The sequence below is a fragment of the Halorubrum sp. CBA1229 genome (assembly GCF_003721435.2).
Classification (GTDB): Archaea; Halobacteriota; Halobacteria; order Halobacteriales; family Haloferacaceae; genus Halorubrum.
This window is the reverse complement of record NZ_CP054585.1, coordinates 920,800-947,365: the sequence shown is the minus strand read 5'-3', so window position 1 is coordinate 947,365 and position 26,566 is coordinate 920,800. Positions and strand designations below refer to the sequence as shown.

Sequence of the window (26,566 nt, the reverse complement as noted above, 5' to 3'; positions counted from 1 at the left end):
CTCTCATTACACGACGCGTGGCCTCACATTACACGAAGCGTAATCTCTTCCCGCACCACGCGGCGGGACGCCCGCCGGTGCGCCGCGGGCTCCGAGGCCGGCGGCCGGGACTCCCGACGGGCCCACGGCGTCAACGTTTTGCCCGGGGACGGCCACGAACGGATCAGATGGGATCCGGCATCAGGGCGGAGGTCTCGCTCCCGGCGGGGGCGCCGTCGCCGTTCGAGGGAGTCGCCGAGGGGTCGACGCCGATCTACAGCGTCGCGCGAAGCTCGCCGGACGAGAGCGCGGGCACGGTCGTCTTCGAGTTCATCGCCGACGCCGACCTGTCCGTCCCCGAGGGTGTCGACGTCGTCTTCGACTACGGCGCCAAGGCGGCCTACCGGTTCGAGACCGACTGCGAGGAGGACTCGCCGTTCGCGGTGCTCGACCGCTACGGGCTCCCGGTGTCGGAGACGACCATCCGCGACGGACGCCTCCTCCTCACCTTCCACGCGACCGACCTCCCGACGCTCCGGTCGGTGCTCGACGCGTTCCGAGAGTGCTCTCCGGGGATGGAGGTGCTGCGGCTCCTGCAGTCGTCGTCGACGCCGGAGGAGTCGGACCTGGTCACCGTCGACCGGAGCGACCTCACCGAGCGCCAGCGGGAGGTGCTCGCGGCCGCCTACGACGCCGGCTACTTCGATCACCCGAAGGGGGCCAACGCCGGCGAGGTCGCCGCGTCGCTCGGCATCGACCGCTCGACGTTCAGCGAGCACATCGCGGCCGCACAGCGGAAGCTGCTCTCGACGCTGCTCGACTGAGCGGGGGCGGCCCGGCGCTCCCGTTGACCGGATTTTAAAACTTCAAGAATCCGAACCATCCTTCATGAGTGTTTGTGTCGTACCTGAGGCCATGACGAGTCCTGGGACCCACACGTTCGTCTGCCCGAAGTGCCGTCGGTCGATCGAGGTGGACGACGCCATGCGGGCGACGCTGCTCGACGTCGGCTGCGTCGTCTGCGGGGAGCCCGTCTCCGAGAGCGACATCGCCGACCCGCAGACCGCGTAGGGATCCCCGTCGTCGATCGCTCCCGCGGCCCCCCGAGCGACCGATCCGTCTCGTGTCCTTTATCCCGGCGTACGCCAACTCCCTGGGTATGGCGACGAACAGCGAGGTCGAGATGACCGACGCGGAGGTCGACGCGTTCCTCTCGCGCCACGAGACCGGCGTGCTCTCGCTCGCACGCGACGAGACCCCGTACGCGATCCCCGTCTCCTACGGCTTCGACGAGGAGTCGCGCGACGCCTTCCTCCGGTTGGTGTCGACGCCCGACAGCGAGAAGCGCGAGTTCCTCGCCTCGGACCCGCAGGCGCGGATCGTGGTGTACGAAGAGGACGGCGACGAGTACGGCAGCGTCGTCGGCGTCGGGACGCTCCGCCGCGTCGACCTCGACGAGCTCACGCCCGAGACGATCGCGCAGTACGGGGAGACCCGCCGTCCCCTCTTCGAGATCTGGGCCGACGGGAAGTCCGACCTCGACATCGACCTCTACCGGTTCGTCCCCGACCGACTCACCGGGCGGACCATTATCATCGAACGCGACGACGAGTGAGCCGTCCGCGGACGAGCGGGTCCCCGCGTTCGTGCCCGCGAAATACGCTCGAACCGCGTAGCGTCTCGCCCGGAAAACAGTGGTTCAGCGGCTCGTGCTGAAAATACGGGACCGACTCCGGAACCGGCCGCGGGGCGACGGCCTCCGGTGCGCTACTCGTCCCCTGCGCCGTCCGAGAAGTCGTCCTCGTCGGCGTCGGTCGTACAGACCGGACAGCCCGCCGCGAGGATCGTCTCCCGCATCTCCTCGTTGACCTCGATGGTCTGCGCGCAGTCCGAACAGGTGAATTGAACGGTCAACACTGGCCCTCTCTCGTCTCACCGAGACGGTGCCGGACGATATAAATGACCGGCTTCGGCGACGCCGACCCTCCCGGCCGGTACCCCCTCGCCTCGACCGGCGCCCCTCTCCGGCCTCAGTCCGTCCGCGGGACCGCGTACGCGCCGACCGCGAGGAACGCGACGGCGAGGACCGAGAGGACGGCCAGGTCGCCGACCCACGCGCCGGGCTCGTGGACGATCGCCCGCGTCCCGCGCGCGAAGTACGTCAGCGGTGAGGCGGCGACGGCCGGGCGGAACCACGCCGGCAACAGGTCTGGCGAGACGAACGTCTCGGAGAGGAAGAGGAGGGGGAGCGCGACCGTGTTGCTCGCGGCGATCACGCCGTCCTGCGAGTCCGTGAGCGCGCCCAGCACCGCCCCGACCCCGCAGAACAGCGCGACGCCGACGGCGACGAAGACGGGGAGGACGGCGAGCGCGGGCGAAACGACCGGCTCGGCGTCGGTCACCGCGAGGACGAGTCCGAAGATCAGGAGGCTCGCCGCGCCGATGATCGCGACGTTGACGAGGGTGTGCGCGAGGAGCCACTCCGCCCGCGAGAGCGGCGTCGTCGCCAGCTTCTCGAACCGGCCGCCGTCGCGGTGGCGGGCGATCTCGGAGCCGACCCGCGAGAGGGGCGTGAAGAGCACGACGACCGCGAGGTAGCCGGGGATGTAGTAGCCGGCGGGCTCCGCGAACAGCCCCCCGCCGGTGGGCTGCGTGCGGACTAAGGCGCCGAAGATCACCACGAGGATCACGGGGAAGAAGAACGTGAAGAACACCGCCGTCCGCCGGCGGAGGAACGACCGCGCCGCCGCGGTCGCCTCGGTGCCGATCCGGCCGACGCGCGTCATCGGTCGCCCCCGTCCGCCGCCGCCGACTCGCGGACCTCGTTCGGCGGGCCGCCGGCGCGGGGCGAGTACTCTTCGCCGGTGAGCCGCAGGTAGACGTCCTCCAGCGAGGGCTCGGTCCACGCGAGCGACTCGAAGGCGACCCCGGCCGCGTCGAGGGCGTCGACCGCGTCGCCGATCGCTTCGGGTCGAACGCCGCGGATCCGCAGCCCGTCGCGGGTCGACTCGACGGCGGCGTCGCCAGCGAGGCCCGCCTCGACGCCGCCGACCGCCGCGTCGCTCGCGGCGTCGTCGAGGGTCACGTCCAGCCGGGGTGCCCCGCCGTGTTCCGCGATCAGCTCGCCGGGCGGGCCGACGGCGACGACCGCGCCGTCCCGGAGGAGCGCGACGCGGTCGGCGAGCCGCTCGACCTCGTCCATCGCGTGGCTCGTGAGGAAGACGGTCGTGCCGCCGTCGGCGAGCCGCTCGATCAGGCGGTGGATCGACCGTCGGCCGGCCGGGTCGATCCCCGTGGTCGGCTCGTCGAGGAAGAGGAGGTCGGGGTCGTTGACGATGGCGGTCGCGACGCACGTCCGGCGCTGTTGCCCGCCCGAGAGCGTCTCGTACCACGCGTCCGCGTCGTCGGCCATCCCAACGTCCCGGAGGACCGACTCGACGTCGCGGGCGTCGTCGTAGAGGCCGCCGTAGTATTCGACCAGCTCGCTCGCGGTGAGTCGTTCCGGCGGGTCGAACGACTGCGGGAGCAGCCCGACCCGCTGCGGGTCGACCTCGCGGGGCGGGACGCCGAACACGCTGACGTCGCCCTCGGCGTCTGTCGTCCCCGTCAGCGCGCGGACGAGCGTGGTCTTCCCGGCGCCGTTGGGACCGATGAGCCCGAACACCTCGCCGGCCTCGACGCGGAGGTCGACCCCGTCGAGCGCGACGACGTCGCCGTACGTCCGCCGGACGCCCTCGCCGGCGATCACCGGGTCGGCGGCGCCGTCGACCGCCGCCGCGTCGACCGCGGACGCCGACGCGGCCGCTGTCTCGTTCATAGGACAGAGTCGGGGTGCCGCGCGCCTAAGGGTTGCTCTTCGCGGCCGGGAGACCGACCCGGTCCGCACCGGTCCGTTACTCCTAAGCGACGCGGCGCCGACCCACGGACATGGACTACCACGAGGCGGCGGCGTTCCTCTTCGACCTCCGCCGCTTCTCGGTCAAGCCGGGGACCAAGCGCGTCGCCGCGCTGCTCGACCGGCTCGGTAACCCCGAGGACGACGTGCCGTTCGTGCAGGTGGCCGGCTCGAACGGGAAGGGGAGCACGGCGCGCATGACGGAGTCGATCCTGCGCGAGGCCGGGCTCTCGGTCGGCCTCTACACCTCGCCGCACCTCTCCGCGCTCGCCGAGCGGGCCCGCGTCGACGGGCTGCCGATGACCGAGGACGCGATCGCCGCCTTCGTCGCGGAGGCGAAGCCGTGGCTCGTCGAGCGCGCGGCCGCCGGCGAACCCCTCACCTTCTTCGAGGTCGTCACGGCGATGGCGATCCGCGACTTCGCGCGCCGCGACGTCGACGTCGCGGTGCTGGAGGTCGGCCTCGGCGGCGAGTACGACGCGACCAGCGCGGTCGATCCGGTCGCGACCGCCGTGACGAACGTCTCGCTCGAACACACCGCCGTCCTCGGCGACACGATAGCCGAGATCGCCCGCACCAAGGCCCGGATCGCCGAGCCGGGCGCCTCCCTCGTGACGGCCTGCGAGGGCGAGGCGCTCGACGTCGTCCGCGAGGTCGCAGACGAGGCTGACGCGCCGGTCGCGACGGTGGCGGGGGCGAATTCCGATCCGGAGTCCGACGGCCACGACGCCCCCGCCCTCTCCGTCGCCTACGACGGGCGCGTGAGCCCGACCGACGCCGAGGTGACGCTCGCGGGCGAGGCGGCGGGCACCTACCGGATCCCGGTCGTCGGCGACCACCAGGCGACGAACGCGGGCGTCGCGGTCGCGCTGGCCCGGCGGACCGCGGCGGCGGTGGCCGAGGGGGAGGAGGGCGAGGAGACGGATCCGCTCCCCGAGGCCGCGGTCCGCGACGGGCTCGCGCGGGCGACGTGGCCCGGCCGGTTCGAGGTGGTCGACACGGCCCCGCTCACGGTGCTCGACGGCGCGCACAACCCGGCCGCCTGCCGGACGCTCGCGGGGACGCTCGCCGAGTACGACTACGACGACCTCCACCTCGTGTACGCGGCGATGCACGACAAGGACCACGCGGGCGCCGCGAGCGCGCTCCCCGACGCGGCCTCCGCGGTCACCTGCCGTCCGGCGCTCGACCGCGCGGAGGATCCGGAGGTGCTCGCGGCCGCACTCCGGACGGCCGGTGTCGGCGAGGTGACCGTCGGCGACGACGTGGCCGCCGCCCTCGACGCCGCGGTCGACCGCGCCGACCCGGGCGACTGCGTGCTGCTCGTCGGCTCGCTGTTCGCGGTCGCCGAGGCGCGCGCGGCCCGGCTCCGGACCGTGACGCCGCGGTCGGTCGACGGGGCGGGTCGGCGCGGCGGGGCGGGCGGACGCGACGGGGCCGACCGAAGCGCCGCCGTCCGCGCGCTCGACGCGGCCGGCGTCCCGCCCGAGGCGGCCGCGGCCCGCGCCGAGGGGATCGACCACCGCGTCCTCACGCTCCGGCTGCGCGGCGACCGCGCCGAGCGCCTCGCGGCGGCGATCCGGGCGGTCGGCGGCGACGCCGCGATAGGGGGGCTCGGGGCGGGCGAGGGACGGGTCCCCGGCGGTGAGCACGTGCCGATCACGCTCGGCGCGACGGTCGCGGAGTATCGCGTACTACTCGACCGCCTGCGCGACCGTGAGAGCGGGGGGTTCGCGGGCGTCGCAGACGATATCGCCGACCGACTCGGACTCGACGAGAGGGAGTCGAATACCAACGCCGACGCGACCGCCCCCGACTACCCTTGGACCGACGGCACCGCCGTGATGGGTGTGCTCAACGTCACGCCCGACTCCTTCCACGACGGCGGGCGCCACGAGGCGCTGGCGGACGCGGTCGCGGGCGTCGAGCGCATGGTCGAGGCCGGGGTCGACGTCGTCGACGTCGGCGGCGAGTCCACCCGCCCGGGCGCGGATCCGGTCCCCGTCGACGAGGAGATCGACCGCGTCGTCCCGACGATCGAGGCGGCGCAGTCGGTACCGGCGGTCGCCGACGGCGACGTGCTGGTCTCGGTCGACACGCGGAAGGCGCCGGTCGCCGAGGCCGCGCTGGAGGCGGGCGCCGACGTCATCAACGACGTGACCGGGCTGGAGGACCCCGCGATGCGCGAGGTCGTCGCCGACGCGGACTGCCCGGTCGTCGTGATGCACAGCCTCGACGCGCCGGTCGACCCGACGAACGACCCCGAGTACGACGACGCCGTGAGCGACGTGATCGCGTCGCTCCGCGAGCGGCTGGCGCTCGCCGACACGGCCGGGATCGACCGCGACAGGGTGATCGTCGACCCCGGGCTCGGGTTCGGGAAGTCGGCGGCCGAGGCGTTCGAGCTGCTCGACCGCGTCGGGGAGTTCGCCGCGCTCGACTGCCCCGTGCTCATCGGCCACTCGCACAAGTCGATGTTCGGGGCGGTCGACCGCGATCCGGACGACCGGGAACACGCCACCGTCGCCGCGACCGCGCTCGCCGCCGACCGGGGGGCGGACCTCGTGCGCGTCCACGACGTGGCGGAGAACCGCGCCGCGGTCGACGTCGCCGCCGCGGTGAACGGTGCCCTCCGCGAGGGCGGCGACGCGGAGCGCGGAGACGGCGAACACGGAGACGACGAGGGCGGCGACCCGGGCGACGCCGCCCGGGCGGACGCCGCGGACGAATGACGGCAGCGTTTTCCTCTCCGATCCCCTCGCACCGGTATGGCCCGGCGTCTGCTGCTCGGCTGTAGCGCGGTCGGGAACACGCTCGTCGAGCGCACCCGCGAGGAGCGCGGCGAGCTCGTCGCGATCACCGACGACACCGGGTGGGCGTCGACGCTCCGCGACCGCAACGTCGCCACCGTCGAGGCCGACCCGACAGACCCGTCTTCGTACCCCGACCGCGCCGCGGTCGTACTGGTCGCGAGCGACGACCCCGCGCGCAACGTCGCCGCCGCGGAGGCCGCCCGGGGCCGCTACCCGGACGCGATGATCGTCGCCCACGTCGGGGCGAACCCGACCGCGGACCAGCAGTCGGCGCTGGAGGCGGTCGCCGACCGCGTCGTCGACCCGGTCGAGGCGCTGGTCGCGCGCGTCAGCGAGGCGACCGGCGCCGACGGCGACGAGCTGCCGGTCCGCCTGCTCGCGACGCTCCGCGAGCTCTCCGGTCCCCTCCTCGTCGTCGCCCACGACAACCCCGACCCGGACGCCATCGCGAGCGCGATCGGACTGGCGCGGGTCGCCGACGTCGTCGGCGTCCCGGCCGACCCCTGTTACGGCGGCGAGATCGCCCACCAGGAGAACCGCGCGCTGGTGAACCTGCTCGACCTCTCGCTGTCGACGTTCGGGGAGATCGACCTCGACGACTACGACGGGATCGCCCTCGTCGATCACTCGCGGGCGGGGATCAACGACAGCCTCCCCGAGGAGCACCCCGTCGATATCGTCGTCGACCACCACCCGCCCCGCGGCCCGGTCGCCGGGGAGTTCGTCGACATCCGGCCTGACGCCGGCGCGACGAGCACGCTCATCGAGGAGTACCTCTCGCGGTTCGGCGTCGAGCCGGGGCGGGAGCTCGCCACGGCGCTGCTGTACGGGATCCGGATCGACACGAAGGACTTCACCCGGTCGACGTCGATCCCCGATTTTGAGGCAGCGGCGTCGCTGTCGCCGTTCGCCGACGAGTCGACGCTCGAACGCGTCGAGAGCCCGAGCGTGAGCCAGGAGACGCTCCGGGTGCTCGCGAACGCCATCGAGGGCCGGGACGTGCGGGGGTCTACGGTCGCCTCCTGCGTCGGCGAGATCAGCGACCGCGACACCCTCGCGCAGGCGGCCGAGCGGCTCCTCGACCTCGACGGGGTCACCGTCACCTTCGTCTACGGCTACATGGACGGGGTGATATACGCCTCCGCGCGGTCGCGCGGCGCCGACCTCGACGTGGGCGAGCTGCTCCGGGACGCGCTCGATCCGGTCGGCTCCGCCGGCGGACACGCCACGATGGCCGGCGCGCAGGTCCCCCTCGGCATCTTAGAGGAGGTCTCGGAGTCGGAGTCGCTGCCGGAAGTCGTCGAGACGTTCGTCTCCGGACGCTTCTTCGAGGCGCTCGACGACGCGCCGACTCAGCCGGCCGGCTCGCTGCCGGAGTTTCCGAACGACTAAGCGGCCGGCGGAAGGCCCGTTTCACGGCGGACCGAGGAGTTGACCGCTCGCCGCGCCCGATGGCGCAACCTACATACCTCCCGACGGCGAACAGTATTGCATGAATGACGATATTGTCGATCACCGTCGACTGATCATCGCCGGCACCGGCATCGCGGGACTCTCCGCCGCGATCTACGCCGCGCGGTCGAACAACGACCCCCTGCTCATCGAGGGCGACGAGCCGGGCGGCCAGCTCACGCTCACCACCGACGTGGAGAACTACCCCGGCTTCCCCGAGGGGATCTCCGGGCCGGAGCTGATCAACGACATGAAAGCGCAGGCCGAGAAGTTCGGCGCCGAGACCCGCAACGGGATCATCGCCGACGTCTCGAAGGAGCCCGCGGGCCACTTCCGCGTCGAGCTCACGAACGGCGACGTCTACACCGCCGACGCCGTGATCGCCGCCTCCGGCGCGAGCGCCCGGACGCTCGGCGTCCCCGGCGAGGACGAGCTGATGGGGTACGGGCTCTCGACGTGCGCGACCTGCGACGGCGCGTTCTTCCGCGGCGAGGACATGCTCGTCGTCGGCGGCGGCGACGCGGCCATGGAGGAGGCGAACTTCCTGACGAAGTTCGCGGACACGGTGTACATCGCTCACCGGCGCGAGGAGTTCCGCGCGGAGGACGTCTGGATCGACCGCACGATGGACAAGGTCGACGACGGGGAGATCGAGCTCCTCCTCAACACCGAGCTCACCGAGATCCACGGCACCCCCGAGGACGGGATCGACCGCGTGACGCTCGTCGAGCACCCTGACGGCCACCCCAAGGAGAAGCTCGACGACCCGGCGACCGCCGACGAGGTCGACGAGTACGACTTCGACGTGGGCGCCGTCTTCTTCGCCATCGGCCACACCCCGAACACCGACTTCCTGGAGGGGACGGGGATCGAGACCGACGACGACGGCTACCTGATCACCGAGGGCGGCCGCGGCGGCGGGCAGACACGCACCGGCGTCGCGGGGCTGTTCGGCGCCGGCGACGTGGTGGACTTCCACTACCAGCAGGCGGCCACGGCCAGCGGGATGGGCGTGAAGGCGGCGCTCGACGCCGACGAGTACCTCTCCGAGCGCGAGCGCGCCGGCGAGCTGTACGAGGCCGAGGTCGACGCCGCGGCCGCGGACGACTGAGCGGCGGTTCGTCGTTTCGGGTGCGTCCGGGTCACCGCTCCGACGCCCCCCGTTCGCACCCGTGAGGGGATCGGTGACTCAAACCCTTCTTTGCGTTATACGTGGTACTATCCGCGCCTCTCCCGTCGTTCGAAACGGAATGAACAGACGCGGTCTGGTCGTCGTCGTCGCTGCGCTCGCGTTGTTCGTGACCGGTAGCGCCGTCGCCCTCGCCGGCCCCGTGTCGGGAGGGCCCGGCGGCCTCCTCGGCGGAGCGAGCGATCCGCCGGCGCTGCTTGGCTTCGATTCCGACGAGGTCCGCTGTCCCGACGAGTTCGCGGCCAACAGTTCGACCTCGGTGTCTGCCGGACCGGGGAACACGGAGATAACGTACGCTCGAAACGTCTCTCTGCCGAGTTCCTCGCACGCGGTCGGCGGCCCGACGTTCGAACGCCTGAACGAGTCCGCCTACGTCCTCGACGTCCCGATCGAGGAGGCGGGGAACGCGTCGCGGTCGTGTTCGGGCGTCGTCCGCTACAACGGCACGATGCGGATTCCCGCGGGTGACGACCCTTGGAAACTGATCGTCAAGCACGACGGCGAGACGGTCACGACGCTGCGCGGCGACTCGGACTCCTCGCTCCTCGGCGGGTCGACGAGCGTGAGCGGGAGCGTTTCGGCCTCCGACCGGTCGAGTAACGCCACAAACTCCTCAGGAAGCTGACGTGGAACCGGCGGCCAACACCGCCAAGGCCTCAGCCGTTCGCTTATAAATGGCTGGCAGTAGATCGACGGTGAATGCCTCCAAAACCCCAGCCGCTCGGTGATACGTGGCTGCTGCTGGGGAGGACACCGCCAAAGCCCCAGCCGGGAGGGCGGCGCACGCTCGCTGCGCTCCTCGTCACTCGCTTTGCTCGTTCCTGTGGTGCTTACGTCGCCTGCGCCGCCCTCCCGACTGCCCCTTTGAGTCCCGCCCCGCACCGCGACCGCACCTCACGCCTCCCCAGCCTCGTCAGTCGCCTCCGCTTCGCTCCGGCGACTGACTCCCTCGCGCGTGCGACTCGCACCCTTCGGGCGCTCGTCGGCACGCGCCACCGCACCGCCGCGCTCGTTTATAAATAGCGTCGCCGTCGCTGACCGATTACGACAGAATCTCCACGTCGTACCCGTCGGCCTCGAGCGCGTCGACGATGTCGGCGGCGTGCTCGGCGTCGTCGGTCTCTAATTCGAGTTCGAGCTCGGCGGCGTTGACGGCGACGTCCCGCGAGGTGCGGTCGTGGTGGACCGCGTACACGTTCGCGCCGGTGCGGGCGACGATGCTGGAGACGCGCTCCAGTTCGCCCGGGCGGTCCTTCAGGTCGACCGTGATCTTGAGGTACCGGCCCATCTGGACCAGCCCGCGCCGGATCACGGTGCCGAGCCGATTGAGGTCGATGTTGCCGCCGCAGAGCGCGGCGACGACCGTTTCGCCGTCGTCGTACTCGAACGCCTCCGAGAGGACGGCCGCGAGCGCGACCGCGCCGGCGCCCTCCACGAGCGTCTTCGAGCGTTCTAAGAGGAGCGTGAGCGCGAGAGCGATCTCGCGGTCATCGACGGTGACGACCTCGTCGACGTACTCCGCCATGACCTCGAGGGTCTCCTCGCCGACCGACCGCGTGGCGATCCCGTCGGCGATCGTGTCGACGTTGTCGATTTCTCGGACCTCGCCGGCTTCTAGGGATTTGGCCGCCGAGGCCGCGCCCTCGGCCTGCACGCCGACGACCCGCACGTCGGAGAGCTGCTCTTTGATCGCCACGGCGACGCCCGAGATGAGGCCCCCACCGCCGATCGGGACGACGACCGTATCGAGTTCCGGACAGTCGTCGACGATCTCTAAGCCGAGCGTCCCCTGTCCGGCCATCACGACCGGGTCGTTGAACGCGTGGACGTAGGTCCGACCCTCATCGCGCTCCAGCTCGTGGGCGTACGCCTGCGCCTCGTTGTAGTCGACGCCCTCCAGCCGGACGCTGGCGCCGTACCCGCGCGTCGCCTTCACCTTCGAGACGGGCGCGAACTTCGGCATCACGACGGTGGCGTCGACGCCGGCGCGCTGGGCCGCGAGGGCGACCCCCTGCGCGTGGTTCCCCGCGCTCGCGGTGACGACGCCCGCCTCGCGCTCGGCCTCGGAGAGGGTCGCGATCCGGTTCATCGCGCCGCGGATCTTGAACGCGCCGGTGCGCTGGAAGTTCTCCAGCTTGAGCCGGACGTCCGCGCCGCTCATCTCGGAGAAGGTCCGCGACCGTTCCAAGGGCGTGTGACGGGCCACGCCGTCGACGCGCTCGCGCGCCTCGTGGACGTCGGAGAGGGTTAGCATGCGTCTCCGTCGCCGGGCTGGCCGCTAATCGGTTCCGGTCCGGATCGTCCGGCACGGCCTGCCGGGTCGTCTCGCGCGGCGTGTCGGGTCATCTCGCGCGGCGTGTCGGTTCATCCCGCGCGGCGTCCCTGCGGGACGACGGACCGCACGCTCTGTGACGAGGGGAAATCTGACGGGCGAGCCACCGGCTCGCCGTCTGTGAAGGGGGGAATGCACGCGTGTGACGTGCAAGTGTGATTATACGGGGTGAATACAAAAAGGTGGGGCTAGCGGAGTGAAAGTGAAACCGCACGACTGCGGCGCCGTCATTCCTCCGTCAGACGGTGTTTTCGGGGGTCAGCCGCACCCGGACGTCGGCCCGCTCGAGGTACGCCTCGACCCCCTCGGCGAATCCCTGGTCGCGGTTCGCGGAGTCGTCCGGCCACGTCGCGTCGGCGTCGAGGCGGTCGGGGTCCCCGACGTAGACGGCGGCCCGATCCGGGTGCCCCTCGGGGGCGTCGAGGGGAACGTTCTCCCGGAGGTACAGCCCGTCCTCGACGCCCTCGTACTCGTCGAGCGCGGCCACCTCGTCGGTCCGGAGGAGCCGACCGGCCGTCTGTCCGCCCGGCGCGAGCGTCGGATACCGCCCCTCGACGAGGCGGAGACCGGTCAGAGTCGCCGGGCCGACGAAGACGAACGAGTCAAGCACCTCGGCGACCCGCTCGGGCTCGGTCAGGATCCCGTACACGAAGACGTCCATAGGTCGTGTGGGTCGTTCGCACGCTTGAAGCTTCGGACGGGGACCGGGAGCGGGGAGCCGCCGCTCTCGTCGCCCTCGGCGGCACCGACCGCCTCCGATACTTAAAAACGGATCCGATCGTTCTACGTCTTACATGGACGTCCCGCGGCTGCGAAACGTCTGGCGGCGCGTGTTCGCGCTGGCGTGGCCCGTCATGGCCGAGCAGACGTTCCGCACCGCGATGCGGACGACCGACGTGCTCGTCACCGCGCTGTTCTCGCCGGCCGCGGTCGTCGCCATCGGCCTCGCCGACCTCTACGCCCGGTTCCCGCTCCGGGTCGGGCTCGGGCTCGGCGGCGGCGCCATCGCGCTCTCCTCGCAGGACACCGGGGCGGACGCGACGGGGAACCGCGACGAGGCGGTGACGCAGGCGATCCTGATCGGCGCGCTCGCGGGAGTCCCGTTCGTGCTCGTCGGTCTCCGCTTCGGCGAGCTCGCGATCGACGTGTTCGGCCGACTGGTCGGCGAGGGGACCGCGCCGGAGGTCGTCGCCCTCGGATCGACGTACCTCGCGGTCGTGTTCGCGACCGCCCCCGCGCGCCACGTCGCGCTCGTCGCCGCCCGCGCGCTGCAGGGGACGGGGGACACCCGCACGCCGATGTACGTCAACGTCGCCGCCAACTCGGTCAACATCGCCGGCTCCGTCGTGTTCGGGCTGGGGCTGTTCGGATTCCCCCGGCTGGAGGTGCTCGGCGTCGGGCTGGCGACGGCGACCGCGAACGCGCTCACCGCCGGGCTCCTCTGTCTCGCGATCTGGGGACCGCGGACCGAAGCGAGCTTCGCGCGCCCCCGGGACCCCGCCATCGCCGGCCAGCTCCTCCGGGTGAGCGCGCCGCGCGTGGCCGAGGGGTTCGGCTCGGAGCTCGCCGAGTTCCCGTTCAACGCCCTCCTCTTGGGCTTCGGCGAGGCGGTCAACGCCGGCTTCCAGATCGGGCGGCGAGTGTACCAACAGGTGACCGGACCGCTCTCGCGCGGGTACAACGTGGCGGCCTCGGTGCTCGTCGGCCAGGCGCTCGGCGCCGGCGACCCGGACGGTGCGCGGTTCGACGGGTGGGCGGTCGCCGGGCTCGGCGTGCTCACGGTCGGGTCGATCGGCGTCGGGCTCGTCGTCGTCGCGCCGCGGCTCGTCCCGCTGTTCACCGACGACGCGCCGACGGTCCGGTACGCGGTCGACTTCGCCCGCGTCTACGGGGTCGCCGGCGCCGCGCTCGCCTGCTTCTCCGCGCTCTCCGGGGCGCTACAGGGCGCGAGCGAGACCCGGATCCCGTTCGTCGCGCGGGTGTCGGGGATGTTCGGGCTGTTCCTCGGCGCCTCGTGGCTGCTCGGCCGGACGGCCGGATTCGGGCCGACGGGCGCGTACGTCGGCGTCTCGCTTGCGTACGTCTGGATGGCGCTCGTGGTCGCCGCCGGGTTCCGGTACTCCGGCTGGGCCGATCGGGCCGCGGCGCTGATGGCGGAGCGCGGCACCGGGCTCGACGATCCGGACGTCGACGAGACAGAGGAGCCGGCGACGGACTGACTGCGGACGCGCCAACCGATTCGGCGGTGGACCGTCCGGCGACACGCGGACTCGTTAAGTGTCGGACGGCCGAACCGCTTCGCATGGATCTGTCATCCGCCGTCACCGCCGCGGTCTCCACCCTCCGGCGGCGCCCCGCTGACCTGATCCCGTTCTACCTCCTCGGAACGGCGGTCCCCGTCATCGCTCGGATCGGGCTGTTCACCGCGCTCGCCGGCGTTTACCTCCACTTCGAACTCACCGGTCGACTCGCGACCGCCCGCGAGGCGCTCGCGGGGCTCGATCTGACGCCGCCCGACACGCAGGACCCCGAGGCGCTGCAGGCGTGGAGCGAGTCGCTCGCGCCCGCGCTCGAACCGCTCGTGTCGCCGACCGCGGTCGCGCTCCTCGCGGCCGGAACCATCGCGACGGTGGCGATCGCGGTCCTGACCTACGCCGCGGTCTCGGCCGGCCAAATGTCCGCTGTCGTCGCCCGGCTCCGGAGCGACCGCGGGCTCACCGCGGGCATCGCGGGCGTCCGGGACCGCTGGCTCACGTTCCTCGGACTCTACGTCGCCGAGCTCTGCTGCTGGCTCGGCGTCCTCCTTCTCGGGGGGCTCGCGATCGGCGCCGCGTTCGTCGTCAATCCGTTCCTCGGCGCCGCGGCCGCGCTGGTCGTTCTGCTCGTCGGGCTCGTCGCCCTCCTGCTCGTTCGGATCGTCTTCGCGTTCGCCCCGGCCGCCGTCGTCGTCGACGACGCGGGCGCGGTCGGCGCCGTGGAGGGCGCCGGGGGCTTCGTCCGGTCGAACCCGGCCGACGCCGCCGCGTACCTGGTCGTCGCCGTCGGGGTCCTCGTCGGGATCTCGTCGGCCGCCTCGGCGCTGGCGTTCCTCGGCGGCGGGGCCGTCGTCGCGCTCGTCAGCGCGGTCGCCGCCGCGCCTGCCCTCGACCTGCTGAAGACCGTCCTCTACGGCGACCACCGGGGCGCCGTCGATCCGCTCGATCCGCCCGAGGCGACCCTCCGCGCGCAGCTCTCCGGGGGCGTCCGCCGCGGCTGGCGCGAGCTGACCGCGTTCGTGCGCCGGACGCCGGGACTGCACGCGGTCGTCGTCCTCGTCGGGGTCGGGTTCGGCGCGCTCGGCTGGCTCGCCGTCGACCCGTTCGTCGGCGCGATCACGACGTCGATCGAGTCGCGGCTCGTCGGCCACCTCCCGCCCGTCGCCGCCCTCAACTTCTTCGGCAACAACTGGTCGGTCGCGATCGCGACCTCGCTCGCGGGCGTCGCGCTCGTGGTCCCGGCGCTGTCGTCGATCGCGTTCAACGGCCTCGCGCTCGGCGCCACGGCCGCGTTAGAGGAGAATCTTGTCGCGCTCGCGGCGTTCGTCGTCCCCCACGGCGTCCTCGAGATCCCGGCGCTGTTCGTCTCCGGCGCGCTTGGGGTCCACCTCGGGATCGTCTCGTGGCGAACGCTCCGCGGGCGGCGCTCCCGCGCGGAGTTCGCCGACGCGCTGGAGGACGCGTTCTGGGTGCTGGTCGGCGTCGGGGTGTTGATCGCCGTCGCCGCGTTCATCGAGGGGTTCGTGAGCCCGTACTACTGGCGCCCGTTCCTCTAGGTCCCGGCGCCGGCCGCTCGGAACTCGCTCTCGTCCGTCCGTTGATTGACTGTCCGTTCCCGGCCGTACGTTCAAGTCGCTCCGCCACGAATCCTGACCTGTATGACGCGACGCGATCCCTTCGGCGAGATTGAGGAACTGCTCGAACGGATGGGCCGGGAGTTCGAGGAGCTCGGCGGCACGCTCGACACGCCCGGCGGTCCCGAACTCCCCGGCGCGCGCGACGTCGCCGTCGACGTGATCGAGGACGACGAGTCGATCACGGTCCTCGCCGACCTCCCGGGCTTCGAAGACGACGACATCGACGTCGAACTGCGCGAGGAGTCGCTGTCGATCGCGGCGACCCGCGAGGAGGAGCGCGACGTCGAGGTCGCGGGCGAGGAGGGCGAGGCGACCGATTCTGACGTCCGGTATCACCGTCGCGAGCGCCGATCTCGGTCCGTCTCGCGTCGGATCCCGCTCGCCGAGCCCGTCGAGGCCGACGGCGCGACCGCCTCGTACGAAAACGGGGTCCTCACCGTCACGCTGCCGAAGCGGTCGGGGGGTGGCGGCGGTCACAGCATCGACGTGAGCTGAGGCGCCGATAGTTTCTCCACCTTCGTCGTGCTAGTGGCCCGCATGGTGGACGCGAACGGACCGGAATCCGACGACGATCCGGGACGCGAGACCGATCCGAACCGCGGGGACGGTCCGGACCTCGCCGCCGCCCGCCGCGAGCTCGTGAATGGGCTCCGAGAGCGGCTCGACGCGAGCGAGCGTACGCTGTCGGCGATCGAGGCCGTCCCGCGGCACGAGTTCGTCCCCGGGGGTGACCGATCGCGCGCCTACGCCGACCGACCGCTTCCGATCGGCCACGACCAGACGATCAGCGCGCCGCACATGGTCGCGGTGATGACGGACCTCCTCGATCTGGACCGCGGCGACCGCGTCCTCGAAGTCGGCACGGGCTGCGGCTACCACGCCGCCGTCCTCGCCGAGGTCGTCGGGCCGGGCAACGTGTACAGCGCCGAGTACGTCCCCGAACTCGCCGCGGAGGCCCGCGAGCGGCTCGACCGGCTCGGGTACGACGTGACAGTCAGAGCCGGTGACGGCCGCGAGGTGTTCCGCGACGAGGCGCCGTTCGACGCGGCGTCCCTGACGTGCGCGCCGACCGGTGAGGTCCCGGATCCGATCGTCGACCAGGTCCGGACCGGCGGTCGCGTCGTCGCGCCGGTCGGCGGCGGAGGGATCCTCGATCGCGGCGGCCAGCGGCTCGTGCGCCTGACGGTCCGCGAGGACGGCGTCGACCGCGAGGACCACGGGGGCGTCCGCTTCGTGCCGATGCAGTGACGGCCGGCGGCCGCGCCGAGCGCGCTCTCGAGGCCGCGGCGAACGAGCGGTTTTAGGCGACCGAGCACCGAGCCCGACCATGGACGAGGCATCGCTGCGGGCCGACATGATCGAGGGGCTCGAACACGAGCTCGGCGAGCCGCTCGGCGCCGCCGTGCTGACCGCCCTCCAGCGGGTCCCGCGCGAGACGTTCGTGGACGACTCGCCGTACGCGAACTCCGCGAGCGACGAGGCCGGTACGCGGGTCCTCGCCCCGGCGACGGCGGTCCGGCTGATCACCGCGCTGGACGCCGACGAGGGCGATGACGTCCTCGTGGTCGGCGCCGGCGTCGGCTACTCGGTGGCGATGCTCGCCGAGATCGCCGGCGCGAGACACGTCCACGCGATCGACATCGACCGGGAGGCGGTCTCGCTCGCCCGCTCGAACCTCTCCGCGGCGGGCTACGACGCCGTCCTCGTGGACCGTCGCGACGGCGCCAACGGGCTGCCGGAGTACGCGCCCTACGACCGGATCCTCCTCGAAGCGGCCGTCCTCGAACTGCCGCGCGCGCTCAGGGACCAGCTCGCCGACGGGGGACGGCTCGTCTACCCGCGCGGCAACGCGGTCCAGACCGTGGCAGCCGTCGAGCCGGCGCCCGACGGAACGGCGGAGCCGGACGACGACGCGCCGGCGGGGTTCCGCACCGTCGAGACCGCCGGCCCGGCCCGGCTCCGGCCGATGCTCGTCGACGGGGAGCAGCGCGGCGTGGAGCGGAACCGCACGCGCCGCGAGGACGCCGAACGGGCGGAGCAGGGCCACTTCGCGCGAGCCGGCTGGGAGCAGGAGTGGATCGACTGGGACGACCGGCTCTGAGCGAGCGGCCACCCCCGCGGCGACCGACCCGCCGCGCCCGCCTCACTCCTCCGCCGAGCCCGCCTCACTCCTCGACGACGAGCACCGCCGTGTTCTCCCGCTCGTCGACGTAGTCGCCCTCGGCGGGCGGCTTGACCTCGACCGTGAGCGTCCCGTCCGGCTGGTTCGGTCCCAACTCGGGCGCGACGTCCACGGTCGCGACGCCCTCCTCGTTCGTCTCCGCCGTCGTGACCCCGTCGATCTGCGCCGACCCGCTGCGGACGATCACCGTGGCGTCGGCGACCCGCGACCCGTCTGGGTCGAGGACGGCGACGTCGATGGACTGCTCGCCCGGCGTCGTCACCTCCGGCTGCGGCTGGGCGTCGACCTCTGTCGCGGCGAGCCCCTCGATGTCCCCGATCATCCCCATCATCACGCTGAGGCTGGCGACGCCGACGACGAGGGCGATCACCAGCCTGACCGGCAGCCCCTCGATGGCGCGCCTGTCCGTGCGGAACGATCGGCGGTTCGCGGTGCGTCCGTCGCGTTTCGAATCGGACATACGGCCCGCTGGCCGCGGCATCACTCATAAACCGTCGGACGCGGAAGTGTGGGGCCGGCGGCTCCGTCCGTCCCGCCTCCCCGACCCTTTTGAGCGATGCCGCGACCACCGCCGGGCATGCACGTGCTCGGACGCGAGGAGGACGAGCGTCGCGCGACCGGAACCCCGCTCCCGACGGTCCGCCTCGGCTCCTTTCTCGCTCGCGACGGTAGCGCCGGGGCCGCCGTCGGCGTCGACGCGGACCGACCGCACGCCGGCGTCGTCTTCGGCAAGCGCGGCACCGGGAAGTCGTACACGCTCGGCGTCCTCGCCGAGGGGCTCGCGGACGCGCCGGGCGTCTCGCCGGTCATCGTCGATCCGATGGGTGTCTTCGACGGGCTCCGCGCCGCGGGCGGCCGCGCGGTCGAGCCGGCGATCCGCCCGGACGCGATCCCGGCGTCCGCGTGGCCGGACCTGCTCGGGCTCGACCCGACGAGCGGTCCGGGCGGGGTGGTGTGGCGCGCCGTCGCGGACGCGGCGGAGGGCGCGGAGGCGGCCTCGGTTGCCGACCTGCGCGACCGCGTCGTCGAGGCCGACGCGCCCGACACTGCACGCCGCGCCGCCGCGAACCACCTCCGGCTCGCGGCGTCTTGGGGCGTGTTCGACGCCGACGCGCCGCCGGTCTCGTCGCTCGCCGCCGACGGCTCGCCGACGGTGCTCGACCTCGCCGGCGTCCCGGAGGCCGCCGCGGCCGCCGTCGTCAGGGCGGTCGCCCGCGGGCTCTACGACGCCCGTATCGACGGCGACCTCGGCCGGCTCCCGTGGCTGCTCGTCGACGAGGCGCACGCCTTCTTCGACGGCATCGCCGACCCCGCGCTCAGGACTCTCCTGACACGCGGTCGCGCGCCGGGCGTCTCACTCGTCTGCGCGACGCAGCGCCCCGGCGCCCTGCCGAGCGTCGCCGTCTCGCAGTCCGACCTGCTGGTCTGTCACCGGCTCACCGCCGAGCGCGACGTCGCGCGGCTCGCGGAGGCGGACGCGACGTACCTCGCCGGCGACCTCGCCTCGCGGCTCCCGACCGGGACCGGCGAGGCGCTCGTCGTCGACGACGCGACCGAGACGGCCCACACCGTCCGGGTCCGCGAGCGGCGGACGCCGCACGGCGGCGCGAGCCCTCGTGCGAGCGACGTGGCCGCGGCCGAGTCCGAAGGCCCAAGGTGACCCCTGCCGACGCGTTCGCATGGAACGGACGCCGCTCGGTCTCCTCTTCGTCGCCGCCGGCGGCTTCCTCGGCGCCGTCGCCAGACACGGGGTCGATGTCGCCGTCGGTGTATCCACCGGCGCCGGCACGCTCGTCGTCAACGTTGTCGGCTCGTTCGCGCTCGGACTGCTGGTCTCCCGCGCGACGACGACCCGGACACAACTGTTCGTCGGCACCGGGGTGCTCTCGTCGTTCACCACTTACAGCACGTTCGTCGGAGACGCCGTCGCGCTCGGCGGACCGCTCGGCGCCGCGTACGTCGCCGCGAGCTACACGCTCGGGTTCGCGGCCGCGCTCGGCGGACTCCTGATCGGGGGACGGTCGTGACCGACCCGCTCCTCGCGGCCGCTCTCGTCGGGGTCGGCGGGTCGCTCGGCGCGACCGCCAGACACGTCGTCGCCCTTCGGATCGAGGGACGACGATCGGTCGTCGTCGTCAACGCGCTCGGGAGCCTCGCGCTCGGCGCCGTTCTCGCCGCGCCGGTCGGGGCCGTGGCGACCGCGCTCCTCGCGGTGGGATTCTGCGGCGCGTTCACCACGTTCTCCTCGTTCGCCGTCGAGACGGTGTCGACCGCGGCCGCCGGGGAGGGCGACGTCGCCGTCGGATTCGCCGCCGCGAACCTGCTCGCCGCGCTGGCGGCGTTCCTCACCGGGTCGGCGCTCGTCGCCGCGCTCGCGTGAGCGCGCGACCCGGCCGTCCTCCGGACGCGACGCCCGGGAGCGACAGGTACAGGCGCCTCCGGGACGTACCGTCTCGCGTGACTGACGACGCCGAGAGCCGGGTGGACGGGGGCGCCGACGCCGAGCGCGCAGCGGGCGGTCCGGGTCCCGTCGACTCCGACGCGGAGGCCGCGCCCTCGGGTGATGCCGGCGGAGCGTTCGGCGACGATGCGCCGTCGTTCGAGGACCTCTCACTCCCGCAGCGCGTGTTCGTCGCCGCCGTCCAGAACCCGACTCGCGGCGTCGTGATCGTCGGACTCCTCGCGTTCGGCTTCTCGTTTTACGTCGCCTTCTGGCTCGTCTTCCCGCGCGTCGCCGCCTTCATGTCCGCTATCGGGGCGGTGCTGGTCGCGATCGTCGCCCTCGTGTACCTGATCTCGGACCGCGTCTCGGGGTGAGGTCGCGGTCCGGGACGCCGTCCGCCTCGAGAGGCGCTCACGGGTGCGGCTCGTAGAACTCGCGGAGCGTCGTTCCGAACGTCGGCGCCAGCGTCGCGACGGCGTCGCCGACCAACACGTCGCGCTCCGCGAACGCCCGCTCCACCTGCGCGCCCAGCGCCACGTCGCCCGCGGCCTCGCTCTCGAGGTACGCCCGCACCGTCGTGAACTCCCGCTCCCGCTCGACGACGTACCGGTTCCCGTCGATGAACGGGCCGTACGTCTCCGGGTCGACGTCGTCGGCGTACGACTCGTAGAAGCTCGCGGCGTGTTTCCGTACTGCGACCGGCGGCCCCTCGTGACGCTGGACCGCCGGCCGCTCCGCGACCTCCAGTTCAGCGTACAGCGCGGCGCGGACGCCCCCGCCCGACTCCTCTTCGGCTCGATCGTCGCCGACCATCGCCTGCGAGCGCAACACGTCGAACCCGTGCGCGTTCAGCCCGCGGACGATCCCGTCGAGCGAGCGCCGGAGCTGGGGCCACAGCTGGTCGTCCACTATGTCGGGAGCGTCGAAGACGACGGCGACGGGCGTCGTCTCCCGCCGGTCGAGGTGGTCCCGAACGCCCGCGGCGTCGAGCGGCTCCGGGTCGTCCGGCTCGAACAGCGCCTCGCGTGGCGCCGCGAGCAGCTCGCGGGCGTAGTGCTGGAACCGCGCGGCGTTCGCGGCCGAGAGGACCGCCGCGACGTTCCGAGTCGGGTCCGTGGGGTCGACGACGACGAGGGGGTCGTCGAACGTCGCCTCGGCGTGGCCCTCCGGGTCGAACTCCACCGGCGGATGCCAGCTCCGGGCGGACTCGACGAGCGGGACGAACCCGCCGAGCTCCAACACGAGCAGCTCCGTCAGGTAGCCGGAGAACCCCTCCGTGCGGAGGTCGCTCCCATAGGCGCCGATCCCTTTTAAAAATGCCTTCGCAAGAACCACATCGGCGGCGAGCTCCTCGTCGAGCCGCGCGGAGAGGTACGCGTCGTGGAACGGTGTTCGGTCGACAGCGGAGACGAGCTCCGCCGCCGTCTCCACGTCGTGACAGGGGACGAGGTCGACGTCGAACCCCTCGTAGGTCCCCTTCACGTACGGGTGCTCGGCGTACTCCTCGTGGCCGTCGGGGAGGACGGCGTGGCCGACCGCGAGCCCGTACTCCTCCAGCTGGGCGCGGTCGAGGTCGGCGTCGAACCGGACGAACAGGTCGATGTCGCGATCGCCCGAGACCCACGTCCCGCGCGCCGTCGACCCCACCTGCACCACGTCGGCGTCGACGGGGAGGTCGGCGATCGCCTCGCGGGCCCGCTCCGCGAGTTCGCCGGCGACCGTCCGCAGGCGCTCGCGCTCCTCGGGCTCCGGAACGGCCCGGTCGCGGACGCGCGCGAGGACAGCTTCGAGTTCGTCGGACCCGGCACCGTCCGACTCGGGATCGCTCATACTCGTCCCTCTCGCGGTCCGGCCGAAAACGTGTCGGTCGCGGGGGCGGCGGGGCGGTCCGCGACGCCGACGGCGACCGCGTCGCCGACGCCGTGCCAACTCGTCTCCCCCGAGTCGGGCGGAAACGAAAGCCATATCAAAAGAACGCGAGTATCCGAAGATGAGCCGAAGTAGCTCAGTTGGTAGAGCGCCTCGCTGTTACGACGCTCGGCGGAACTCCCCCGAACGTCACAGTCACGAGGCGGTCCCAGGTTCGAGTCCTGGCTTCGGCGTCCCTTTCTCCCGGTTTCCCTCGCGGATCTGTCTTTATACGATAACGACTCAGACGGTCGTATGTCGCGCTTTGAGCAGTACGACAGTCTCGGAGAACCACAGAAGCGCGGACAGGCCACGGAAGCGATCGTCACGGCGGAGTTGCTCGCTCGCGACGTCTCCGTGCTCACACCGGCGTACGACAACGATCCATACGACCTCGTCGCCAGAATCGACGGTGAATTCTATCGGTTACAGGTCAAGACGGCGTACGACGGCAAAAACGACGGCGCGGTGGAGTTCCGGACTCGAAGCGTTTGGACGAAAAGCGAAGGCTACGAACGGGCGGGCTACGACGGAAAAATCGATTACTTCGCCGTCCTCAACGTCCGAACAGAGGACGTGTACCTCGTCCCCATCGAAGACGCCGGAGCGGCGGCGACCACGATCCGATACGAACCCGCCGCGAACAACAATCGAACGAATATCAATTGGCACGAAGAGTACCGGATCGATACTGTCCTCAGTCGTCTCCAATCGGGATAATGCGGTAATCTAAAGAGTACCCCTCGTATAACACGGATCGACGCGGGCCTTTAGCTTAGTCTGGCTCAAAGCCCTCCGCTCATAACGGAGTGATCGCCGGTTCAAATCCGGCAAGGCCCATTCTCTCACGCCGATCATTTTCCGCGAGCCACGCATACCCGAGAGCCCTACTCCAGCAGTCCGACCAGCTCGTTCACGTCGTCGACGACGGCGTCGGCCCCGTTCTCGGCGTACTTCCGGCGTCCCTCCTCGCCGGTGAGTCCACCCGTCAACACGCCGACCCCGTAGTAGACCCGGCTCGCGTCCTCGTCGTCGGCGTTGCGCGCGGTCCGGACGTCGTCGAGGGTGTCGCCGGCGAAGGCGACGCGCTCGGCGTCGAACCGCTCCGCGAGCTCGACGAGCGCCCGCGGGTGCGGCTTCCCCTCCTCCCAGTCGTCCATCGTGAACCGGCGGTCCTCGGGGACGTCGAGGCCGACGCGCTCCAAGGCGATCTCCGCCTCGGCCGCGGGACGCCCCGTCAGCACGCCAACGTCGAACCGCTCGGTCAGGTCGGCGATCGTCTCTCGCTCGACGAGCGTCGGCTCGTCGTGGATGTACCCCGGCGCCGACAGCGGCGGCTCTCCGCCCTCCAGTTCGCGGTACAGCTCCTCGCCGAGGTACAGCGCCTGAAACGTCTCGCGGAGGCGCTCGGTGTCCCACTGGTCGCGGACCCGCGCCTGCGCGACCCGCGGGAGGTCGCCGACGACCGCCTTCGCCGCCGAGAGCCCGCCGCCGGCCTCGGCGACTCGGTCGGTGAAGGCGTCGGGGTCCATCCCGAGCCCCTCGCGGCGGGCCAGCACGTACAGCGCGGCCGCGTCCGTCAGCTCCCAGTCGTTGTTGAACCCGCCGGCGTCTTTGAACGCCTGCACCGTGTCGCGGTCGATCGTCTTGCCGCACACCCTGTCGACGGACTCGATTATCGCCCGTCGATACGAGTCGCCCACGTCGACGAGGACGCCGTCGATGTCGAGAACGACTGCGTCGACCTGCATACCCGTACGCCGGCAGGTGAGGGAAAGAACGTTCGGGTTCGCGGCCGATTCGGCCGGAAGGTCCTCAGCGCCTGCCGGCGGCACCGGGGGAGTCGCTTCCCGCGGTGCCGTCCCGGGCGACGTACACGGTCGTCTCCGGGAGGGACCGGCGCCGAACCGGGATCGTCGGTTCTTCGAAGCCGAGCGTGGTAAACAGGCATGCGGCGTCCAACCGCTCGGCGAGCGCGACCGTCGGACGCTGGAGCTCAGCCGGGAGGTTACAGGCGTACACCGCGTCGAACTCGCCCGCTATTCCGCCCGGTCCGGAGCCGCTCTCCCCGCCCGCCAGATCCAACACGTCGGCCTCGACGGCGCGGAGCGATCCCGTGATGGTCGGTCCTTCGGTCTCGCGAGCGGCCGCCAGCGTGCGCTCGCCGACGGCGACGTCGACCGCGACGACGTCGCGGCCGCGCTCGGCGAGCGATCGCGCGACGCCGGGGCGATCGCCGACGCCGACCTCGAGCAGCCGATCGTGGCGGGCGAGCTCCTCGACGAGCGCCCGACGGGGCGGTGAGACCACGGCGCGGGCTTTATGATTGCGGCGGTCAAAAGCGGTTCCATGCTCGTGGACATCGTTCCCGTCGGGGAGGTCACCCCCCGCGTGAAACGGGAGGCCTCCGGCGCGCTCCGATCGGTGTACGACTGTGACGTCACGGTCCACGACGATCAGCCGATCCCCGAGACCGCCTACGACGAGGGTCGCGACCAGTACCGCGCCGAGGACCTGATCGAGACCGTCAGCCGCGTCGGCGGCGGCGAGAAGAACATCGGCATCACCCCGCGTGACCTCTACTACCGCCGCCGGAACTACGTGTTCGGACTAGCGTACCTCAACGGCAACGGCTCCGTGATCTCGACGCATCGGCTCCGCACCTCCTCCGACGGCGGCGTGTCCACGAAGCCCGCGGTCGACGTGTTCTCCGACCGGGTCCGCAAGGAAGTGGTCCACGAGATCGGTCACACGCTCGGGCTGGAACACTGCGACAACAGCAAGTGCGTCATGTCCTTCTCCCCCACCGTCCGCGAGGTCGACGTGAAAGAGGAGAACCTCTGCGGCTCCTGTTCTCGGCTGGTCCGGTGACCCCTCGCCGGTAAAGGTAAACCCCGTCCTGTCCAACTGACGGCCATGGCCGCAAAGCCGGAATACCGCGACCGGCCCGACGTCGAGGTCGCGCTGTTGGACGCGCTCGTCGACCGCGGCGACGAGGGGATGACGGTGTTGGAGCTCCGCGCGGCTGTCGACGCCGACATCGACGCCGTCGAGGAAGCGCTCTCGGCGCTGAAGGAGGACTCGCTCATCACCGTCGAGAGCGAGGAGCACGTTCGCGTCTACGCGCACGACCGCGTGATCCCCGACCCCGACGCGCCGGGCGAGGAGCGCCACGGCGGACTCGTCGACACCATCCGCGACCGGCTCGGGCTGTAGTCCGTCCGCCTTCGCGCCGCCGCGGTCGCGTCGCGATCGACGCGCTCGCGACCGACTACGAGCCAGCGACCTTTTGCCGCTCCCCGGCTTCGTTGGGGTATGACTCTCGTCTCCGGCACCCACGGCGCCCACGGCGCGACGTACCGCGACCGCGGCGGCCGTCGGGTGGTCGACCACTACGGGAAGCCAGAGCGCGTCGGCAAGGCGGTCCGCAACGTCGTCGGCGCGATCGAGATGGGGTACGGCGTGCTCGCGATCACCGGCGACGACCGCGTCGAGTTCGTCGACAACGCCGTCTCCAACCGGGTCCCGGCCGAGGACGGGCAGGGGGTGTACGCGCTCCTGCTCGACCCGCAGGGCGGCATCGAGACGGACATGTACGTGTACAACGCCGACGAGCGACTGCTCGTGTTCCTCCCGCCCGAGCGCGCCGAGGCCGTCGCCGAGGACTGGTCGGAGAAGGTGTTCATCCAAGACGTGACGGTCGCGGACGCCTCCGACGAGTTCGGCGTGTTCGGCGTCCACGGCCCCAAATCGACCGAGAAGATCGCCTCGGTGCTCGGCGGCCCGGGCGCTCCCGAGAAGCCCCTCTCGTTCGTCCGCGGCTCGATGGTCGACGCCGGCGTCACCGTGATCGCGACCGACGCCCCCCTCGGCGAGGAGGGGTACGAGGTCGTCTGCGCGGCCGAGCACGCCGAGGAGGTGTTCGACACGCTGATCAACCGCGGGCTCAACGCGGCCCCGTTCGGCTACCGGACGTGGGACGCGCTCTCCGCTGAGGCCGGCACGCCGCTCTTCGAGTACGAGCTGGAGGGAACCGTGCCGAACGTCCTCGGGCTCCGCAACGCCTTAGACTTCGAGAAGGGGTGTTACGTCGGCCAGGAGGTCGTCTCTCGCGTCGAGAACCAGGGTCGTCCGAGCCGGCGACTCGTCGGCCTCGCGCTCGACGGGCTCGCCGACGCGACCGCCGAGATCGACGGCGACGCCGATCCCGAGGGGTACGACGCGGTCCTGCCGACGCCCGGCGCGGCCGTCTTCGCCGGCGACGAGGCGGTCGGCGAGGTGACCCGCGCCGCGGTCGGTCCCGCCTCGGGCGATCCGATCGCGCTGGCGCTGGTCCGGTACGACGCCGACCTCGACGCGGTCACCGTCCGCGTCGACGGCGACGAGGTCGCGGCGACCCGTTCCGACCTCCCGTTCCCGTCCGCGGACGGGAGCGCGCGGTCCGCCCGGGCGCCGACGTACCCGGACGCGTAGCGGACGAG

At 72.0% G+C, this 26,566-nt stretch carries 29 protein-coding genes and 2 tRNA genes; 22 read left to right on the top strand and 9 right to left on the bottom strand.

Annotated elements, in window-relative coordinates:
- The first annotated feature begins 167 nt into the window (after positions 1-167).
- The 3 genes from Hrr1229_RS04755 (at position 168) to Hrr1229_RS04745 (ending at position 1,594) form a co-directional block, all read left to right on the top strand.
- The gene (locus tag Hrr1229_RS04755; RefSeq protein WP_123113953.1) at positions 168-803 is read left to right on the top strand and encodes a helix-turn-helix domain-containing protein; all 636 of its coding nucleotides are present in this window, start codon (positions 168-170) and stop codon (positions 801-803) included.
- Positions 804-894: 91 nt separating this feature from the next.
- Positions 895-1,050, top strand: a complete 156-nt coding sequence (locus tag Hrr1229_RS04750) for a hypothetical protein (protein ID WP_176329361.1) — start codon at positions 895-897, stop codon at positions 1,048-1,050.
- Positions 1,051-1,138: 88 nt separating this feature from the next.
- Positions 1,139-1,594 (top strand): pyridoxamine 5'-phosphate oxidase family protein, encoded by a 456-nt coding sequence (locus Hrr1229_RS04745; protein WP_123113954.1) that lies wholly within the window; start codon positions 1,139-1,141, stop codon positions 1,592-1,594.
- Positions 1,595-1,746: 152 nt separating this feature from the next.
- Here Hrr1229_RS04745 and Hrr1229_RS04740 read toward each other — a convergent pair whose 3' ends face one another.
- From Hrr1229_RS04740 to Hrr1229_RS04730, 3 genes are all read right to left on the bottom strand, one after another.
- A complete protein-coding gene (locus tag Hrr1229_RS04740; protein ID WP_123113955.1) occupies positions 1,747-1,896 on the bottom strand; it encodes a zinc ribbon domain-containing protein in 150 nt (49 codons plus the stop codon).
- Between the two features lie 113 nt (positions 1,897-2,009).
- Complete coding sequence (locus Hrr1229_RS04735; RefSeq protein ID WP_123113956.1) at positions 2,010-2,765, bottom strand: ABC transporter permease; 756 nt, start codon at positions 2,763-2,765, stop codon at positions 2,010-2,012.
- Entirely contained in the window at positions 2,762-3,796 is a 1,035-nt protein-coding gene (locus Hrr1229_RS04730) for an ABC transporter ATP-binding protein (RefSeq protein WP_123113957.1), read from the bottom strand. Before Hrr1229_RS04730 ends, Hrr1229_RS04735 begins: the two co-directional genes overlap by 4 nt.
- A gap of 110 nt (positions 3,797-3,906) precedes the next feature.
- On the opposite strand from Hrr1229_RS04730, the gene folP reads away from it, so the two are divergent.
- The 4 genes from folP to Hrr1229_RS04710 all read left to right on the top strand — a co-directional run bounded on the left by folP (position 3,907) and on the right by Hrr1229_RS04710 (position 9,953).
- Positions 3,907-6,606, top strand: coding sequence for a dihydropteroate synthase (folP, locus tag Hrr1229_RS04725; RefSeq protein ID WP_123113958.1), 2,700 nt, complete (start codon positions 3,907-3,909; stop codon positions 6,604-6,606).
- A 36-nt stretch (positions 6,607-6,642) separates the two neighbouring features.
- Positions 6,643-8,079, top strand: a complete 1,437-nt coding sequence (locus Hrr1229_RS04720) for a DHH family phosphoesterase (RefSeq protein WP_123113959.1) — start codon at positions 6,643-6,645, stop codon at positions 8,077-8,079.
- A gap of 100 nt (positions 8,080-8,179) precedes the next feature.
- Complete coding sequence (locus tag Hrr1229_RS04715; RefSeq protein ID WP_123113960.1) at positions 8,180-9,250, top strand: FAD-dependent oxidoreductase; 1,071 nt, start codon at positions 8,180-8,182, stop codon at positions 9,248-9,250.
- A gap of 139 nt (positions 9,251-9,389) precedes the next feature.
- On the top strand, positions 9,390-9,953 hold the full coding sequence (locus Hrr1229_RS04710; protein ID WP_123113961.1) for a hypothetical protein: 564 nt from the start codon (positions 9,390-9,392) through the stop codon (positions 9,951-9,953).
- Between the two features lie 417 nt (positions 9,954-10,370).
- On the opposite strand, the gene ilvA is transcribed toward Hrr1229_RS04710, so the two are convergent.
- Both ilvA and Hrr1229_RS04700 read right to left on the bottom strand, forming a co-directional pair.
- Complete coding sequence (ilvA, locus tag Hrr1229_RS04705) at positions 10,371-11,582, bottom strand: threonine ammonia-lyase (protein ID WP_123113962.1); 1,212 nt, start codon at positions 11,580-11,582, stop codon at positions 10,371-10,373.
- A 316-nt stretch (positions 11,583-11,898) separates the two neighbouring features.
- Positions 11,899-12,321: a gamma-glutamylcyclotransferase family protein gene (locus tag Hrr1229_RS04700; protein WP_123113963.1), complete on the bottom strand. Its 423-nt coding sequence runs from the start codon at positions 12,319-12,321 to the stop codon at positions 11,899-11,901.
- 133 nt (positions 12,322-12,454) lie between these two features.
- Between Hrr1229_RS04700 and Hrr1229_RS04695 the strand changes: the two genes are divergently transcribed.
- The 5 genes from Hrr1229_RS04695 (at position 12,455) to Hrr1229_RS04675 (ending at position 17,653) form a co-directional block, all read left to right on the top strand.
- Entirely contained in the window at positions 12,455-13,879 is a 1,425-nt protein-coding gene (locus tag Hrr1229_RS04695; protein ID WP_123113964.1) for an MATE family efflux transporter, read from the top strand.
- Between the two features lie 83 nt (positions 13,880-13,962).
- Positions 13,963-15,471 (top strand): stage II sporulation protein M, encoded by a 1,509-nt coding sequence (locus tag Hrr1229_RS04690; RefSeq protein ID WP_123113965.1) that lies wholly within the window; start codon positions 13,963-13,965, stop codon positions 15,469-15,471.
- 102 nt (positions 15,472-15,573) lie between these two features.
- A complete protein-coding gene (locus Hrr1229_RS04685) occupies positions 15,574-16,047 on the top strand; it encodes an Hsp20/alpha crystallin family protein (RefSeq protein ID WP_123113966.1) in 474 nt (157 codons plus the stop codon).
- Positions 16,048-16,089: 42 nt separating this feature from the next.
- Positions 16,090-16,800 carry a protein-L-isoaspartate(D-aspartate) O-methyltransferase gene (locus Hrr1229_RS04680; protein ID WP_123113967.1) on the top strand — a complete coding sequence of 237 codons (711 nt, stop codon included), beginning with the start codon at positions 16,090-16,092 and terminating at the stop codon, positions 16,798-16,800.
- A 79-nt stretch (positions 16,801-16,879) separates the two neighbouring features.
- Positions 16,880-17,653 (top strand): protein-L-isoaspartate O-methyltransferase, encoded by a 774-nt coding sequence (locus tag Hrr1229_RS04675; protein ID WP_123113968.1) that lies wholly within the window; start codon positions 16,880-16,882, stop codon positions 17,651-17,653.
- 64 nt (positions 17,654-17,717) lie between these two features.
- On the opposite strand, the gene Hrr1229_RS04670 is transcribed toward Hrr1229_RS04675, so the two are convergent.
- The gene (locus Hrr1229_RS04670; protein ID WP_123113969.1) at positions 17,718-18,194 is read right to left on the bottom strand and encodes a carboxypeptidase regulatory-like domain-containing protein; all 477 of its coding nucleotides are present in this window, start codon (positions 18,192-18,194) and stop codon (positions 17,718-17,720) included.
- Positions 18,195-18,311: 117 nt separating this feature from the next.
- Between Hrr1229_RS04670 and Hrr1229_RS04665 the strand changes: the two genes are divergently transcribed.
- The 4 genes from Hrr1229_RS04665 (at position 18,312) to Hrr1229_RS04650 (ending at position 20,551) form a co-directional block, all read left to right on the top strand.
- The gene (locus tag Hrr1229_RS04665; protein WP_255212560.1) at positions 18,312-19,394 is read left to right on the top strand and encodes a DUF87 domain-containing protein; all 1,083 of its coding nucleotides are present in this window, start codon (positions 18,312-18,314) and stop codon (positions 19,392-19,394) included.
- A gap of 19 nt (positions 19,395-19,413) precedes the next feature.
- The gene (locus Hrr1229_RS04660; protein WP_123113971.1) at positions 19,414-19,761 is read left to right on the top strand and encodes a CrcB family protein; all 348 of its coding nucleotides are present in this window, start codon (positions 19,414-19,416) and stop codon (positions 19,759-19,761) included.
- Positions 19,758-20,114 (top strand): CrcB family protein, encoded by a 357-nt coding sequence (locus tag Hrr1229_RS04655; protein WP_123113972.1) that lies wholly within the window; start codon positions 19,758-19,760, stop codon positions 20,112-20,114. The genes Hrr1229_RS04660 and Hrr1229_RS04655 overlap by 4 nt, the downstream gene beginning before the upstream one ends.
- Positions 20,115-20,191: 77 nt before the next feature.
- Positions 20,192-20,551, top strand: a complete 360-nt coding sequence (locus Hrr1229_RS04650) for a hypothetical protein (RefSeq protein WP_176329359.1) — start codon at positions 20,192-20,194, stop codon at positions 20,549-20,551.
- 37 nt (positions 20,552-20,588) lie between these two features.
- On the opposite strand, the gene cca is transcribed toward Hrr1229_RS04650, so the two are convergent.
- Complete coding sequence (gene cca / locus Hrr1229_RS04645; RefSeq protein WP_123113973.1) at positions 20,589-22,007, bottom strand: CCA tRNA nucleotidyltransferase; 1,419 nt, start codon at positions 22,005-22,007, stop codon at positions 20,589-20,591.
- A gap of 164 nt (positions 22,008-22,171) precedes the next feature.
- Here cca and Hrr1229_RS04640 point away from each other — a divergent pair.
- The 3 genes from Hrr1229_RS04640 (at position 22,172) to Hrr1229_RS04630 (ending at position 22,925) form a co-directional block, all read left to right on the top strand.
- Positions 22,172-22,279, top strand: a tRNA-Asn gene (locus Hrr1229_RS04640).
- A 61-nt stretch (positions 22,280-22,340) separates the two neighbouring features.
- Complete coding sequence (locus Hrr1229_RS04635) at positions 22,341-22,805, top strand: group I intron-associated PD-(D/E)XK endonuclease (RefSeq protein ID WP_123113974.1); 465 nt, start codon at positions 22,341-22,343, stop codon at positions 22,803-22,805.
- Positions 22,806-22,849: 44 nt separating this feature from the next.
- Positions 22,850-22,925 (top strand) — tRNA-Ile (locus Hrr1229_RS04630).
- A 47-nt stretch (positions 22,926-22,972) separates the two neighbouring features.
- Here Hrr1229_RS04630 and Hrr1229_RS04625 read toward each other — a convergent pair.
- Both Hrr1229_RS04625 and Hrr1229_RS04620 read right to left on the bottom strand, forming a co-directional pair.
- Positions 22,973-23,836 (bottom strand): TIGR01548 family HAD-type hydrolase, encoded by an 864-nt coding sequence (locus tag Hrr1229_RS04625; RefSeq protein ID WP_123113975.1) that lies wholly within the window; start codon positions 23,834-23,836, stop codon positions 22,973-22,975.
- Positions 23,837-23,900: 64 nt separating this feature from the next.
- Complete coding sequence (locus Hrr1229_RS04620) at positions 23,901-24,395, bottom strand: UPF0146 family protein (RefSeq protein WP_123113976.1); 495 nt, start codon at positions 24,393-24,395, stop codon at positions 23,901-23,903.
- Between the two features lie 39 nt (positions 24,396-24,434).
- Here Hrr1229_RS04620 and Hrr1229_RS04615 point away from each other — a divergent pair, with 39 nt between their 5' ends.
- The 3 genes from Hrr1229_RS04615 (at position 24,435) to Hrr1229_RS04605 (ending at position 26,558) form a co-directional block, all read left to right on the top strand.
- Positions 24,435-24,956: an archaemetzincin family Zn-dependent metalloprotease gene (locus Hrr1229_RS04615; protein ID WP_123113977.1), complete on the top strand. Its 522-nt coding sequence runs from the start codon at positions 24,435-24,437 to the stop codon at positions 24,954-24,956.
- 45 nt (positions 24,957-25,001) lie between these two features.
- Complete coding sequence (locus Hrr1229_RS04610) at positions 25,002-25,301, top strand: DUF6432 family protein (RefSeq protein ID WP_123113978.1); 300 nt, start codon at positions 25,002-25,004, stop codon at positions 25,299-25,301.
- 99 nt (positions 25,302-25,400) lie between these two features.
- The gene (locus Hrr1229_RS04605) at positions 25,401-26,558 is read left to right on the top strand and encodes a glycine cleavage T C-terminal barrel domain-containing protein (RefSeq protein ID WP_123113979.1); all 1,158 of its coding nucleotides are present in this window, start codon (positions 25,401-25,403) and stop codon (positions 26,556-26,558) included.
- Positions 26,559-26,566 lie beyond the last annotated feature (8 nt).